The organism is Luteimonas sp. Soil_N_1, assembly GCF_057656255.1.
In genome coordinates this window covers 141,203-156,049 of record NZ_JBDGKS010000001.1, presented here as the reverse complement: position 1 = coordinate 156,049, position 14,847 = coordinate 141,203, and the positions used below count along the sequence as shown (strand labels likewise).

General features: G+C 67.0%; 12 protein-coding genes. 5 read left to right on the top strand and 7 right to left on the bottom strand.

Annotation, left to right across the window (positions count from 1 at the left end):
- Positions 1-136 precede the first annotated feature (136 nt).
- From glnA to AC3A4E_RS00770, 5 genes are all read left to right on the top strand, one after another.
- Positions 137-1,546 (top strand): type I glutamate--ammonia ligase, encoded by a 1,410-nt coding sequence (gene glnA, locus AC3A4E_RS00790; protein ID WP_487627284.1) that lies wholly within the window; start codon positions 137-139, stop codon positions 1,544-1,546.
- A gap of 279 nt (positions 1,547-1,825) precedes the next feature.
- A complete protein-coding gene (locus tag AC3A4E_RS00785) occupies positions 1,826-2,530 on the top strand; it encodes a TorF family putative porin (RefSeq protein ID WP_487629680.1) in 705 nt (234 codons plus the stop codon).
- Between the two features lie 28 nt (positions 2,531-2,558).
- A complete protein-coding gene (locus AC3A4E_RS00780) occupies positions 2,559-2,897 on the top strand; it encodes a P-II family nitrogen regulator (RefSeq protein ID WP_159681228.1) in 339 nt (112 codons plus the stop codon).
- Positions 2,898-2,916: 19 nt separating this feature from the next.
- On the top strand, positions 2,917-4,293 hold the full coding sequence (locus AC3A4E_RS00775) for an ammonium transporter (RefSeq protein WP_487629679.1): 1,377 nt from the start codon (positions 2,917-2,919) through the stop codon (positions 4,291-4,293).
- Positions 4,294-4,431: 138 nt separating this feature from the next.
- Positions 4,432-5,187 (top strand): N-acetylmuramoyl-L-alanine amidase, encoded by a 756-nt coding sequence (locus tag AC3A4E_RS00770; RefSeq protein WP_487629678.1) that lies wholly within the window; start codon positions 4,432-4,434, stop codon positions 5,185-5,187.
- 589 nt (positions 5,188-5,776) lie between these two features.
- Here the strand turns inward: AC3A4E_RS00770 and AC3A4E_RS00765 are convergent.
- The 7 genes from AC3A4E_RS00765 to AC3A4E_RS00735 form a co-directional block, all read right to left on the bottom strand.
- On the bottom strand, positions 5,777-8,008 hold the full coding sequence (locus tag AC3A4E_RS00765) for an NADP-dependent isocitrate dehydrogenase (protein ID WP_487629677.1): 2,232 nt from the start codon (positions 8,006-8,008) through the stop codon (positions 5,777-5,779).
- Positions 8,009-8,283: 275 nt separating this feature from the next.
- Entirely contained in the window at positions 8,284-8,748 is a 465-nt protein-coding gene (locus AC3A4E_RS00760; RefSeq protein ID WP_487629676.1) for a hypothetical protein, read from the bottom strand.
- A 25-nt stretch (positions 8,749-8,773) separates the two neighbouring features.
- The gene (locus AC3A4E_RS00755; RefSeq protein WP_487629675.1) at positions 8,774-8,971 is read right to left on the bottom strand and encodes a LysM peptidoglycan-binding domain-containing protein; all 198 of its coding nucleotides are present in this window, start codon (positions 8,969-8,971) and stop codon (positions 8,774-8,776) included.
- A gap of 83 nt (positions 8,972-9,054) precedes the next feature.
- The gene (queF, locus tag AC3A4E_RS00750) at positions 9,055-9,888 is read right to left on the bottom strand and encodes an NADPH-dependent 7-cyano-7-deazaguanine reductase QueF (protein ID WP_487629674.1); all 834 of its coding nucleotides are present in this window, start codon (positions 9,886-9,888) and stop codon (positions 9,055-9,057) included.
- 156 nt (positions 9,889-10,044) lie between these two features.
- A complete protein-coding gene (locus tag AC3A4E_RS00745) occupies positions 10,045-11,358 on the bottom strand; it encodes a M20 family metallopeptidase (protein WP_487629673.1) in 1,314 nt (437 codons plus the stop codon).
- A 121-nt stretch (positions 11,359-11,479) separates the two neighbouring features.
- Positions 11,480-11,791 carry a DUF4156 domain-containing protein gene (locus AC3A4E_RS00740; protein WP_310236724.1) on the bottom strand — a complete coding sequence of 104 codons (312 nt, stop codon included), beginning with the start codon at positions 11,789-11,791 and terminating at the stop codon, positions 11,480-11,482.
- A gap of 143 nt (positions 11,792-11,934) precedes the next feature.
- Positions 11,935-14,811 (bottom strand): M16 family metallopeptidase, encoded by a 2,877-nt coding sequence (locus AC3A4E_RS00735; protein ID WP_487629672.1) that lies wholly within the window; start codon positions 14,809-14,811, stop codon positions 11,935-11,937.
- Positions 14,812-14,847: the final 36 nt, after the last annotated feature.

Sequence of the window (14,847 nt, the reverse complement as noted above, 5' to 3'; positions counted from 1 at the left end):
ACGCACCAATCACGTAGGTGAATTGGTTCCGCCGGGCAGTGCGGAATGTGTAAATGATTGATTCGATTGAGCCTGAGGAGTTGGCACGGCCATTGCGTTATCCAGGACACAATCAACACGCAAGGCGGTCGTTCCGATGTCCACCGAAAATCTCGAAAAGCTGATCAAGGACCACAAGATCGAGTTCATCGATCTGCGGTTCACCGATATGCGCGGCGTGCAGCATCACGTCACGTTCCCGAAGTCGATCATCGAACCCGGCCTGTTCGAGGACGGCAAGATGTTCGACGGCTCGTCGATCAGCGGCTGGAAGGGCATCCAGAATTCCGACATGGTGCTGCTGCCCGACGCGTCCACCGCGTTCGTCGATCCCTTCACCGCCGATCCGACGCTGGTGCTGACCTGCGACATCCTCGACCCGACCACGATGCAGTCGTATGAGCGCGACCCGCGCGGCATCGCCAAGCAGGCCGAGGCGTTCCTGAAGTCCAGCGGCATCGCCGACCAGGCGTTCTTCGGCCCCGAGCCCGAGTTCTTCATCTTCGATTCGGTGCGTTATTCGAACGAGATGGGCCACACCTTCTTCCACATCGAATCGGAAGAAGCGCACTGGAACTCGGCCAAGGAATACGAAGGCGGCAACAGCGGCTACCGTCCCGGTATCAAGGGCGGCTACTTCCCGGTGGCCCCGCTCGACTCGCTGCACGACATCCGCGCCGAGATGTGCAAGACGCTGGAACAGGTCGGCATCGAAGTCGAAGTGCACCACCACGAAGTCGCGAACGCAGGCCAGTGCGAGATCGGCACGCGCTTCAACTCGCTGGTCGCCAAGGCCGACGAACTGCAGACGATGAAGTACATCGTCAAGAACGTCGCCTTCCGCAACGGCAAGACCGCGACCTTCATGCCCAAGCCGATCGTCGGCGACAACGGCAGCGGCATGCACGTGCACCAGAGCCTCGCCAAGGGCGGCACCAACCTGTTCACCGGTGACGGCTACGGCGGTCTGAGCCAGACCGCGCTGTGGTACATCGGCGGCATCTTCAAGCACGCCCGTGCGATCAACGCGTTCTCGAATGCGTCGACCAACTCCTACAAGCGTCTGGTGCCGGGCTTCGAAGCGCCGGTGATGCTGGCCTACTCGGCGTCGAACCGCTCGGCCTCGTGCCGCATTCCGTACGTCGCCAACCCGAAGGCGCGCCGTATCGAAATGCGCTTCCCCGATCCGATGCAGTCCGGCTACCTGACCTTCGCCGCGCTGATGATGGCGGGTCTGGACGGCATCAAGAACCAGATCGACCCGGGCGGCCCGAGCGACAAGGATCTCTACGACCTGCCGCCCGAGGAAGAGAAGAACTTCCCGACCGTGTGCCACTCGCTGGACCAGGCACTCGACGCGCTCGACAAGGACCGCGACTTCCTCAAGGCCGGTGGTGTGTTCTCCGACGACTTCATCGATGCGTACATCGCGCTGAAGATGAAGGAAGTCACCGCGTTCCGCGGCGCGACGCACCCGCTCGAATACCAGATGTACTACGCGATCTGACGCACTTCCACGGGGTCGGCCACTGGCCGGCCCCGTTGCGTTTCACCGCCCGACGGCGGCGCCTCCCTCCCCCACGGTGGGCGGCACCGCCGACAGGCGCACGGAGTCCGGGATTCAACCGATGGATTGGACAGCGGCCGCACAGACGCCATAGAGCGTCGGTCGTGGCGACGGCAGCCAGGGGGCGCCGACGTCGAACGTTCCGCCTGCGAAAAGAACAACAACAGACGCAGTACGCACTGACCGGGGAGGGCTTTCCATTCATTTGAGGAGCCTGTCATGTCGTCACGCAAGAACGCACTCGCCACACTGCTGTGCGCAGGTCTGCTGTCCGCCGGTGCCGCGCACGCGGAAGTCTCCGGCTCGATCACGCTGACCAGCGATTACCTGTTCCGCGGCGTCACCCAGACCGACGAAAAACCTGCCCTGCAGGGCGGTGTCGAATGGGCGCACGAAAGCGGTTTCTACGTCGGTACCTGGGGCAGCAGCATCAGCTGGCTGTCCGATTCCGATCCCGACGTCTCCAGCCAGCTCGAGCTCGACGGCTATGTCGGCTTCCGCGGCGATTTCGGCGACAGCGGCTTCGGCTACGACGTCGGCGCCGTGCACTACTGGTATCCGGGCAGCTATCCCGCCGGCTTCAACAAGGCCGACACCACCGAGCTCTACGCCGGTGTGAGCTGGAACATTCTCAGCGCCAAGTACTCGTACGCCGTCACCGATCTGTTCGGCATTCCCGACTCCGACGGCAGCAGCAATCTCGACGTCGCCGTCGGCTGGGAGTTCGCCCCCAGCTGGACGCTCAACGGCGCCGTGGGCAAGCAGTGGGTCGCCGGCAGCGCGGGCACTGCGACGTACGCGTTCTGGTCGGCGGGTGTGGGCAAGTCGTTCGACAACGGCTTCGACATCGCACTGAACTTCAACGACAACGACCTGATCGGTCCCGACGACACCATCACCCTCGCCGTCACCAAGTCGTTCTGACGCGGCGCGCGCGCATCTGGAGAGCCACATGAAACTGATCATCGCGATCATCCGCCCGTTCAAGCTCGACGAGGTCCGCGAGGCACTCGGCGAAGCCGGTGTCACCGGCCTGACCGTCACCGAGGTCAAGGGCTTCGGCCGACAGAAGGGCCATACCGAGCTCTATCGCGGCGCCGAGTACGTCGTCGATTTCCTGCCCAAGCTGAAGATCGAATGCGCGGTCAGCGACGACGTGTTCGAGGCGGCGATCGAGGCGATCACCAAGGCGGCGGGCACCGGCAAGGTCGGCGACGGCAAGGTGTTCGTCCTCGCCCTGGAACAGGCCCTGCGTATCCGCACCGGCGAAATCGGCGCCGACGCGCTCTGACCCCACGGAGATGTCTGACATGAAAAAGATCGAGTCCCGCGGGTGGAAGACCCGGATGCAGGCGCTGTGCCTGATGCTGTTGTGTGCGTGCGCGCTGTTCGGTGTGGCAGGCAGCGCATTCGCGCAGGACCTGCCGGCGGCCGAGACCGCCGTGGCGGTGGTGGAAACGGCTGAAGCCGTGACGTTCGACAGCGGCAACGTGGCGTGGATGCTCACCTCCACGCTGCTGGTGCTGCTGATGGTGGTGCCGGGCCTGGCGCTGTTCTACGGCGGCATGGTGCGTTCGAAGAACGTGCTGTCGGTGATCATGCAGGTGCTGGTGGTGTTCTCGGTGGTGATCATCATGTGGGTGGCCTACGGCTACAGCGCGGCGTTCACCGAAGGCAACGCGTTCTTCGGTTCGTTCACCGAAAAAGCATTCCTGCGCGGCATCACCGCCGAGACGGATGCAGGCGGTCTGCCGGAATTCCTGTTCATCGTGTTCCAGTCGACGTTTGCCGGCATCACCACGGCGCTGGTCGTCGGTTCCTTCGCCGAGCGCATCAAGTTCTCGGCGGTGCTGCTGTTCTCCATCCTGTGGGTGACGTTCGCCTACCTGCCGATGGTGCACATGGTGTGGAGCGGTGAAGCGGGCTTCCTCGCGCACAAGGGCGTGATCGATTTCGCGGGCGGCACGGTGGTGCACATCAATGCCGGTGTCGCCGGTCTGGTGGGCGCGTACTTCCTCGGCAAGCGTCTGGGTTACGGCAAGGAAGCGATCAAGCCGCACAGCGTGCCCTTCACCTTCATCGGTGCATCGCTGCTGTGGGTGGGCTGGTTCGGCTTCAACGCGGGCTCGGCGCTCGCCGCCGATGCCAGCGCGTCGCTGGCCATGCTCAACACCATGGTCGCCACCTCGGCCGGTGTGGTGGCGTGGAGCATCGTCGAAGCCTTCACCAAGGGCCGTCCGTCGGCGCTCGGCGCGGCTTCGGGTGCGATCGCGGGTCTGGTCGGCATCACCCCGGCCGCGGGCACCGTGGGGCCGATGGGCGCCTTGGTGATCGGTCTGGCGGCAGGCGCGCTGTGCGTGTGGGGCGTCACCGGTCTCAAGCGCTTGCTGCGCGCCGACGACAGCCTCGACGTGTTCGGCGTACACGGCATCGGCGGCATCGTCGGCGCCCTGCTGACCGGCGTCTTCAGCGCGCAGTCGCTGGGCGGCACCGAAGTCGATCTCGCGATCGGCGCGCAGGTCTGGGTGCAGTTCATCAGCGTCGCGTTCACCGTGCTGTGGTGCGCCGTGGTCACCGCGGTGGTGATGCTGATCGTCAAGCTCGTCGTCGGTCTGCGCGTGACCGAAGACGAAGAGCGCGAAGGTCTGGACATCGTCTCGCACGGCGAATCGGCCTACGAGAAGTAAGCGACACTTGGCGTCCGCGCAGCCGCGCGGACGCCGGCAAAGCAAGCGGGGCCAGCGGGCGACGGCGGGGAAGGCCGGCGCCCGCTTTTTCTGTGCGTGCGGGTTGCGTTGCCCGGCGTGGCACGGTGCAATGCGGCCATGTCGAAAATTCTGCTTGCCGCGCTCGTCGCCCTGCTGCTCTCCGCCTGCGCCCACAACGCGCCCCGCAATCCGCTCGCCACCTGGGTGCCGTCGACCAACCACGATGCGCGTCGACCGGTGCTGGTTGTGCTGCACTACACCGAGCAGGACTCGGTGCAGCGCAGTCTCGACACGCTGCGCACCGCCAACAGCGGCGGTCGCGTGAGTTCGCATTACCTGATCGGCCAGGATGGCGAGCGCTACCAACTCGTGTCCGATCTCGACCGCGCGTGGCATGCCGGGGCCGGCAGCTGGGGCGCGGTGTCGGATGTGAACTCCGCCTCGATCGGCATCGAACTCGACAACAACGGCCGCGTGCCGTTCACCGAGCCGCTGGTCGAGAGCCTGCTGGTGTTGCTGGGCGATCTGAAGACGCGCTGGCGTATTCCGGCGGAAAACTTCATCGGCCACTCGGACCTCGCGCCCGGCCGCAAGGTCGACCCCGGCGTGCATTTCCCGTGGAAGCGTCTGGCGCAGCACGGCTACGGCCTATGGCCGCGCGATGGCACGCCGCCTGCGCCGCCGGGCTTCGATGTGGTGCAGGCCTTGCGGGTCGTGGGGTATCCGGTTGATGACCTCGATGCGACGTCGCGGGCGTTCCGCTTGCGGTTCCGGGGGTTGGCGGAGGGGGCGCTGGATGTGGAGGATCAGCGGATCCTCTATGCGCTGGTGCAGGGGTGGACGATTCCGGCGAATCCAGCCGCGCAGCCGTAGCTTTGCAGTGCAGTGCAGTGCAGTGCAGTTGCTCCGCTCCTGCCGAGTCTCAACGCCGCACACGTGATTGCAGACCCGTAGGGCGCCGCACAGGGATGTGCGGCGTTTTTCGACCGAGCCATGGATGGCGAGTCGAAAAATCCCGGAACGAATGACGCGCCGGATGTGCTCCGTCGGGGAGGCCCTTTCTTTTGCTTACTTTTCTTTGGGCCAGCAAAGAAAAGTGAGTCGCTCGCCGACAGGCGAGCGAAAGCACTGCACTTTCGCGTGCACCGCAGGAAGATCAAATGCTTTCGTCCGCTGACGCGGCCGAGTTCATTTCTTTTGGTAGACGCCAAAAGAAACAGAACCAAAGAAAAACGTCTCCCCGACACGTCCGAAGCCAGCGACTTGGAGTGCACAGGGATTTTCCGACTCGGCATCCTGCCTCGGTCGGAAAACGCCGCCCATCCATGGGCGGCGCCCTCCGGGTAAGCGGGCTCTTAGAGCCGTCAGGGGGAAACTCGCGGCAACGGCAACGGCAACGCGAAACCCACAACCCGACAGGCCCGCCGAAGCGGGCCTGTCGATCACACGTTGAAGCGAACGCTTACTGCTTGAGCGAATCGATCGCCGCATTGAGCGTGGCGCTCGGGCGCATCGCCTCGATCACCTTTGCCAGATCCGGATGGTAGTAACCACCGATCTCCACCGGCTTGCCTTGCGCGCCATTGAGTTCGGACAGGATCGCCGACTCGCCGTCCGTCAGGGCCTTCGCCACCGGTGCGAACGTCGCCTTCAGGTCGGCGTCGTCGATCTGGTCGGCCAAGGCCTGCGCCCAGTACTGGGCGAGGTAGAAGTGGCTGCCGCGGTTGTCGAGTTCGCCGACCTTGCGCGCCGGCGAGCGGTTCTCGTCGAGGATGCGGCCGTTGGCGACGTCGAGCGCGGCGGCCAGCACCTTGGCCTTCGGGTTGTCGTAGGCGTTGCCGAGATGTTCGAGCGATGCGGCCAGCGCAAGGAACTCGCCCAGCGAATCCCAGCGCAGGTAGTTCTCTTCAACGAACTGCTGCACATGCTTCGGCGCCGAGCCGCCTGCGCCGGTTTCGAACAGGCCGCCACCGGCCATCAGCGGCACGATCGACAGCATCTTGGCGCTGGTGCCCAGCTCCATGATCGGGAACAGATCGGTCAGGTAGTCGCGCAGCACGTTGCCGGTGACCGAGATCGTGTCTTCGCCCTTGCGGATGCGCTCGAGCGAGAACGTCGTCGCTTCGACCGGCGGCAGCACGCGCAGGTCGAGACCGGCGGTGTCGTGATCCTTGAGGTAGGTCTCGACCTTGGCGATCACCTGCGCGTCGTGCGCGCGGCTCTTGTCGAGCCAGAACACGGCCGGCGTCTCGGACAGGCGCGCGCGGTTCACGGCGAGCTTCACCCAGTCCTGGATCGGGGCGTCCTTGGTCTGGCACATGCGCCAGATGTCGCCGCTCTTGACCGCCTGCTCGAACACCACATTGCCGTCGCCGTCGGTGACGCGCACGGTGCCGTCGCCGGGGATCTGGAAGGTCTTGTCGTGGCTGCCGTATTCCTCGGCCTTCTGCGCCATCAGGCCGACGTTGGGCACCGAGCCCATCGTCGTCGGATCGAGTGCGCCGTGGGTCTTGCAGTCGTCGATGACCGCCTGGAACACGTCGGCGTAGCAGCGGTCCGGGATCACGGCCTTGGCGTCCTGCAGCTTGCCGTCGGCGTTCCACATGCCGCCCGAGTCGCGGATCATCGCCGGCATCGAAGCGTCGACGATGACGTCGCTCGGCACGTGCAGGTTGGTGATGCCCTTGTCGGAATTGACCATCGCAAGCTTCGGGCGCGTGGCGTAGAGCGCGTCGATGTCGGCGCGGATCGCGTCCTGCTGGTCCTGCGGGAGGGTCTGGATGCGCGCGTACAGATCGCCGATGCCGTTGTTGGCATCGAAGCCGACCTGCGCCAGCGCGTCGGCGTACTTCGTCAGCACGTCACGGTAGAACGCCTGCACGACGATGCCGAACATGATCGGGTCGGAGACCTTCATCATCGTCGCCTTGAGGTGCAGCGAGAACAGCACGCCCTGCGCCTTCGCGTCTTCGATCTGCGCTTCGATGAAGCTCGACAGCGCCTTGCGCGACATCACCGCGGCATCGACGATCTCGCCGGCCTGCACCTTCACCGCGTCCTTGAGCACGGTCGTCGCGCCGTCGCTGCCGACGAGTTCGATCTTCAGCGCGCCGGCCGTTTCAAGCGTCGCCGAACGTTCGCTGCCGTAGAAATCACCGTCTTCCATGTGCGCGACGTGCGACTTCGAATCGCCCGACCACTTGCCCATGCGATGCGGATGCTTGCGCGCGAACGCCTTCACCGACTTCGGTGCGCGGCGGTCCGAGTTGCCTTCGCGCAATACCGGGTTCACCGCGCTGCCCTTGGTGCGGTCGAAGCGCGCCTTGATGTCGGTCTCCGCGTCGGTCTTCGGCACGTCCGGGTAATCCGGCAGCGCGAAGCCCTGGCCCTGCAGCTCCTTGATCGCAGCTTTCAGCTGCGGCACCGAGGCACTGATGTTCGGCAGCTTGATGATGTTGGCTTCGGGCGTGGTCGCCAGCTGGCCAAGTTCGGCGAGGTGGTCGCCGATCTGCTGCGCGTCGGTCAGTACGTCCGGGAACTGGGCCAGGATGCGGCCGGCCAGCGAGATGTCGCGCGTTTCGACCGCGATGCCCGCCGGTTTGGTGAATGCCTCGACGATCGGCAGCAGCGACTGCGTCGCCAGGTACGGGGCTTCGTCGGTGAGCGTGTAGAGGATCTTCGGCGTATCGGACATGCGGGCGTGTCTCGTCTGGAAGCGGGGGGAAATGCGTGGCCGGCGCGCGTTGCGGCATCCAGTGGCCGCGCGTACCGGCGCGTCCGCGGATCAGCCGGCGAGGGCCGGTGCGTGCGGACGACACAGCCCCTCGATTGTCGCGCGTTTGCGCAGGTCGCGGAAGGCGCGTGCCTGCGTGGAGACATACGGGACAGCATGGTGCGCGCGACTGCGCAGTACGAAAAAACGCGGCCGAAGCCGCGTTTGGTGATCGAAACGGTGACGCGCGCTGCGACTTACTTCACCGAGAACTCGCGCGTCTCCACCGTGGTGCCGTCGAGCGAGATCTCGAGCCTGTAGGTCCCGGCCGGCCAGCCACCCGGGTTGCGGATGTCGAAGGCGATGACCTGCGGACCGGCGACGACGTCGGCTTCGCTGCTGTTGACCAGTTGCCCTTCGCCGAAGCTCCAGCGCGCGCCGAGCTTCGCAGCGCTTTCGCCGTCGGTGCCGACCGACGCATAGATGATGTCGGCAGGCGCGAACTCCGATGCCGGGGTCGCGACACGGTTCTGGTCGTCGACGGCATTGCCGAGCTCGACGCTCGTCACCGTGGCAGGCGCGGGTGGCTCGGGTGCGGGGGGCGGCTCGGGCGCGACCGGTGCCGGCGGCGGTGGCGTGGTGGGGGCGTCACGGTTGCAGCCTGCGAGCAGCAGCACGCCGCCAAGTGCGGCGGCCAGGGTCAGGACGACGGGTCGGGTCATGGAAACTCCTGGAGTCGGGAATCGGTCACGCGGCAGGCAGCTGCAGCACCTGGCCGGCATGGAGGCAGTCGGGGTCGTCGAGCACGTCACGGTTGGCGTCGAACAGCTCGCGCCAGCGATCCTGGGCGCCGAGCTGGGCTTCGGCGATCCCGGACAGCGAGTCGCCCTTGCGCACGACATAGGTGCGCATCGGGTGCGCATCGGGTACGCGGGAGGACGACATGACCACACCTCGGCCGGGGGAATGCGACGGCGCAGGCTCCCACGCCCCGCGTTAAGAATCCATCGCGCGGGACGCGTCCCGGCTCACTGTCGCGGGTCGCGCAGGCGGTCCGGGACCGCATGGCCGGGCGTCGCGCGCCACGGATTGATGTCCAGCCCGCCGCGGCGCGTGTAACGCGCTTCGACCGACAGCGTCTCCGGCCGGCAACGCGCCAGCAGATCGACGAACACGCGTTCGACGCACTGCTCGTGGAACTCGGCATGGTCGCGGAACGACACCAGATACCGCAGCAGCGCCGCGCGATCGATGCGCGGCCCGCGATAGGCGATGTGCAGGCTGGCCCAGTCGGGCTGACCGGTGACCGGGCAGTTCGACTTCAGCAGCGCCGAGGTCAGACGTTCCTCGACGATCTCGCCGGCATCGGACGCGAGCAGCGAAGCATCGGGCGGGCCGTAACTCCCGATCTCGACGTCGAGGCTGTCGATCGACGTGCCGTCGTGCGCGTCGTCGGCCATCGCAGGCAGCCCGAACACGACATCGACCCGCGCACCGGCGGACCGCGACAGGTCCTCGATGACACGCGTGCGGACAGCATCGGCCCCGTCGAAGCGCGTGTGGTTGAGCGAGTTGAGGTAGAGCTTCAGCGATTTGGACTCGACCAGATGCGGCGAACCGCCCGGCACGGTGATCGTTGCCGTCGCCACGACCGGCTTGCCGCGCGTATCCAGCCAGCTCAGCTCGTAGGCATGCCAGCGGTCGTGACCGATGAAGGGCAGCGCCGCACCGATGCCGATCTCCGCACGCCCGAGCGTGCGCGCGATCGGGAACAGCAGACCCGGATCGTAATGACGCGGATAGGCGACCTCGCGGCCGAGCGGAATGGGCGGCGCGGCCGCGATGGGGGTTCGGGGGGACATGGGGGAATTTTAGCGCCGGGGGAGCGACGGGCGTCGGCGGACGTGCTGCGCCGTGCGGGTCGCAGTCAGCCTGTCAGCCCGTCAGTGCCCTGCTTCTGTTCGCCGCCCCGGCACATGCCGGGGGCGAAAGGTCCTGCAGCGCTGTGCACGCGGCCCTCAACCCTCGCCCGCATCCAGATAGTCCAGGCTCACCTGCAGCATCGCCCGCAGTCCCAGATCCAGCGCGGACTCGTCGAGGTCGAACTGCGGCGAATGGTTGCTCGGCGCAGTGGCCGGGTCCTTGCCTGCCGCCGTCGCGCCAACGAAGAAGAACATCGCCGGGACCTCCTTGGCGTAGTACGCGAAATCCTCGGCGCCCATGTTGAGCGGGGTTTCGACGACGTTTTCCGCGCCGGCAACGGCCTGCAGGCTCGGCAGCAGGCGCGTGGTCAGGGCAGGGTCGTTGACGGTGACGGGGTTGCCGGTGGAGTCGGGCACGTGCGCCTCGACGGTGGCGCCATGCGCGGCGGCGACGTGTTCGGCGACGTTCTTGAGGTCGGCGAAGATGTCGCTGCGCACGGCTTCGTCGAAGGTGCGGATCGTGCCGACCAGCTCGACATGATCGGGAATGATGTTGTAGCGGATGCCGCCCTTGATCGCGCCGAAGCTCACGACCGCAGGCAACGTGGAGATGTTGGTGCGGCGGCTCACGATGGTCTGCGCGGTGCCGATCAGGTCGGCCGCGGCGACGATCGGGTCGACACCGCCCCAAGGTCGCGAGCCGTGCGTCTGCCGGCCGATGACCTTGAGGTTGAAACGGTCCGACGCGGCCATCAGCGGGCCGCCGCGCACGCCGAGCTGGCCGGCCTGCAGCGTCGAGAACACATGCAGGCCGAAGATCGCGTCGGGCTTGAAGTCGCGGAAGATCCCTTCGGCCAGCATCATCGACGCGCCGCCGTCCTCATCATCGGGCGGGCCTTCCTCGGCGGGCTGGAACACGAACAGCACCTCGCCGGCCAGCTGCTCGCGCATGCCGACCAGGGCTTCGGCCACGCCCATCAGGATCGCGACGTGCGCATCGTGGCCGCAGGCGTGCATGACGCCGGTGGGTTCGCCGCGGTAGGTGGTGGTCGCGGTGGACGTGAAAGGAAGGCCGGTCTGTTCGGTGACCGGCAACGCGTCCATGTCGGCGCGCAGTGCGATCCTCGGGCCGGGGCGGCCGCCCTTGAGCACGGCGGTCACGCCGGTATGCGCGATGCCGGTCTTCGGTTCGAGGCCGAGGCTGCGCAGATGCTCGGCGACCTTGGCCGCGGTACGCGTCTCGCGGTTGCCGAGTTCGGGATGCTGGTGGATGTCGCGACGCCAGTCGACGAGTTTGGCCTGCAGCGCGGTCGCGGCGCTGGCGACTTCGGGACGTTGCGACTCCTGCGCATGCGACAGGACGGGCAGAGCGGCGCAGGCGCAGAGCAGCGCGGTGGCGAGACGATGCATCGGCGGATCCTCGACGGGTGACCGGTCGATGCTAGTGGATCAGCGGGCCTGCTGGCGCAATGCAGAAAGCGCGCCTGCGCGCGCTTCCAGATCAGGACTCAATCGATCGCGACGTGCGCGGTCAGCGTCCGCACTGCCAGGCGCCGAAACGCTGGCTGCCGCCGGCCGGCTCGCCGAGCGGGCTGATCGTGTCGGCGTTGAGGCCGGGGGCCTCGTTGCGCGCGAGGGTTTCGAGTTCCTCGCGCACGCGCAGCTGGTTGCGTTCGACGAACGCGATGCTGTGCTTGACGGAGACTTCGACCTCGCCGCGTTTCTGGCAATCGGCAGGCGCCGCACTCGTCACGCGCACCGCGCTCGCGCCCGGTGCCATGTGCACCCAGGTGCAGCCGACGGCGGACAGGGACAGCAGCATCACAGCCAGGGACTTGCGCATTCGGAATGCTCCGGGATTGGGTGTAAGAAGCGATGCCCGCCATTGTGGCGGGCATCGGCTGAGCGGGCGATCACCGCCCCTGGAACCCGTTCAAGTCTGCTGCGCGCACCAGCCGGCAAGCGCAGCAGGACATTGGACAGGTGTCAGCGTGCGACCGGCTGGCCGTCCGCATCGAGCACCTGCACCTCGCCCAGCTCGAGCGCGCGGATCGGCGCCTCGATCTGCTTGAGATCGCCGACGACGATCCACGTAAGCGCCTTGGGATCGATCGTCGTCGCCACGCCGCCCAGATCGGCCACCGTCATCGATTCGATCTCGGCCTTGCGCTGGAACATGTAGTCGTCCGGACGGCCGAAGCGCACGTTGCCGCCGATCGTCGACATCACCGACCACGCGGTCTCGTAGGCACCGGGCAGGCTCAGGGTCTGGATCGCCTGGGCGCGGGCGAGTTCGGCGGCGGTCGCCGGCCGGTCGCCATCGGCGAAGTCGGTCAGCTCACGCTGGATCTCGGCCATGGCCTCTGCAGTCTTGTCGATCTGCACCGGCGCCGACGCCATCCACGGGCGCTGGCCCAGCGTGCCGCTGGCCGAGCTGCGCGCGCCGTAGGACCAGTGCTTGTCCTCGCGCAGGTTCATGTTCAGACGCGCGGTGAAATCGCCGCCGATCACGGTGTTGGCCATGTCGAAACGGGTCGACGACGCATCGTTGGTCGGCGGGATCACCTGCGCGGCGAAGATGTTCGCCTGCACCGCGCCGGGCTGGTCGATCAGGAACACGCGCGGGGCGGTCGGACGTGCGACCTCGGCCACTTCGATGGCCGCCGGCGCCGCGCCGGTGCCACGCCAGTCGCCGAAATGCGTTTCCAGCATCGGCACGATCTCGTCCAGCGTGGTGTCGCCGACGACGATCAGCGTCGCGCCTTCCGGACGCACCCAGTCGCGGTGGAACGCGACCAGCTCGTCGCGCGTGAGCTTGGCGATCGCGTCCTCGGTGCCGCTGCCGGTAAACGGAATCGCGTACGGATGACCGGCACCGTAGACCAGCGGCGGCAGCACGCGCATCGCCACGCTCGACGGGCGCGCCTTCTCCTGCGCGATGCCGGCGATCCACGTCGCCTTGATGCGGTCGATTTCCTTCTGGTCGAAGTTCGGGCGACGCAGCATGTCGGCGAACAGCGCCAGCGACGGATCGAGGTTTTCCTTCAGCGCCGAGACGTAGGCGTTGCTGCCGTCGAGCGACGCGCCCGCGCCGAGGCTCGCGCCCAGCGCTTCGACGCGGTCGGCGAAGTCGAGCGCGCCCAGACCGCCGGCGCCTTCGTCGAGCACGTTCATCGTGAAGCTCGCGGTGCCCGGCGTGCGGCCCAGATCGGCGGTGTAGCCGCCCTTGAACTCGTAGCTCAGCTGCACGACCGGAATCTCCGGACGGCGCGCGAGGATCACCTGCGTGCCGTTGGACAGCGTCGCGCGCTCCTGCGCCGGGAACTTGAGTTCCGGGAACGACGCGGTCTTCGGCACGCCGGTGCTGCGGTCGACGGTGCTGTGCGTGGTCGTGTACCTGGCATCCGGCGCGGGCGGGGTGAACGGTGCCGGCGTGACCGCGGGCTCCTCGACCAGCGGCGTGCGTGCGCCCGGCACGACGGTGATGGTGTGGCTGCCGACATCGAGCCACTTCGCGCCGGCCGCCTTGACGTCCTCGGCGGTGGTCGCGGCGACGTTCGCCAGCGAGTCGCGGAAGCAGCCCGGATCGCCTTCGTAGACGGTGCATTCGGCCAGTGCGTCGGCCTTGCCGCCGAAGCCGCCGATGCGCTCGATGCCGCGTACGAAGCCGGCCCGGAACGAGGTCTTGGCGCGCTCGAGTTCCTCGGCGCTCGGGCCTTCGGTGATCAGGCGCTCGAGTTCCTCATCGATCGCCGCTTCGACGGTCGCCGGATCCACACCCTGCTTCACGGTCGCCATCACGACGAAATTCGAACCCAGCTGCGAGCCGTAGGCGCCGGCGCTGATGTTGTCGACCAGGCGGTCGTCGTGCAGCAGGCGGCGGTCGAGACGCGAGGCCTTGGCGCCGCCGAGCACGCTGCCGAGCACCTGCAGATGGTCGATCTCGGTGGTGCCCAGTTCGGCCACATTCCACGCGCGGTAGATGCGCACCTGCGGCACCTGGTCTTCCATCGTCTCGCGGGTGTCGGCGCTGCGCTTGGCCACGTCGACGGCGGGCTGCGCCATCGTCGGGCCGGCCGGAATGTCGCCGAAGTACTGCGCGACCTTGGCCCGCGCGGTGGCCACGTCGATGTCGCCGGCCAGCACCAGCACCGCGTTGTTCGGGCCGTACCAGGTGCGGAACCACTGCTTGACGTCGTCGAGCGCGGCCGCGTTGAGGTCGTTCATCGAGCCGATGACGCCGTGGTGGTACGGGTGGCCCTTCGGGTACAGCGCGCGGGTCAGCTTGTCCCAGACCTGGCCGTAGGGCTGGTTCTCGCCCTGGCGCTTCTCGTTCTGCACCACGCCGCGCTGCTCGTCGAGCGCCGCCTGGTCGACCGCGCCAAGCAGATGGCCCATGCGGTCGGATTCCATCCACAGCGCCATGTCGAGCGCGGTGGTCGGCACGTTCTGGAAGTAGTTCGTGCGGTCGGTATTGGTGGTGCCGTTCTGGTCGGTCACGCCAACCTGCTTGAAGGGGTCGAAGAACTCGCCGTCGTGGTTCTCGCTGGCCTGGAACATCAGATGCTCGAACAGGTGCGCGAAGCCGCTGCGGCCGGCGGGTTCGTCCTTGCTGCCCACGTGGTACCAGATGTTGACCGCGACGATCGGCGCCTTGCGGTCGGTATGCACCACCACGCGCAGGCCGTTGGGCAGGGTGAAGGTCTCGTACGGAATGTCGACGCCGGCGGCCTGCGCCGGCGGTGCGGCCAGTGCCATCGGGGCTGCAGCGATGCCGGACAGGGCGAGGCCGGTGGCCAGCGCAAGCAGGGCCGCGCGCGGGCGGCGCGCGGAGGAAGCGGAACGGACGTGACCTGCGGACATGTGGATCCTTCGAGGGTCTGGACGGAAAAGAAGACC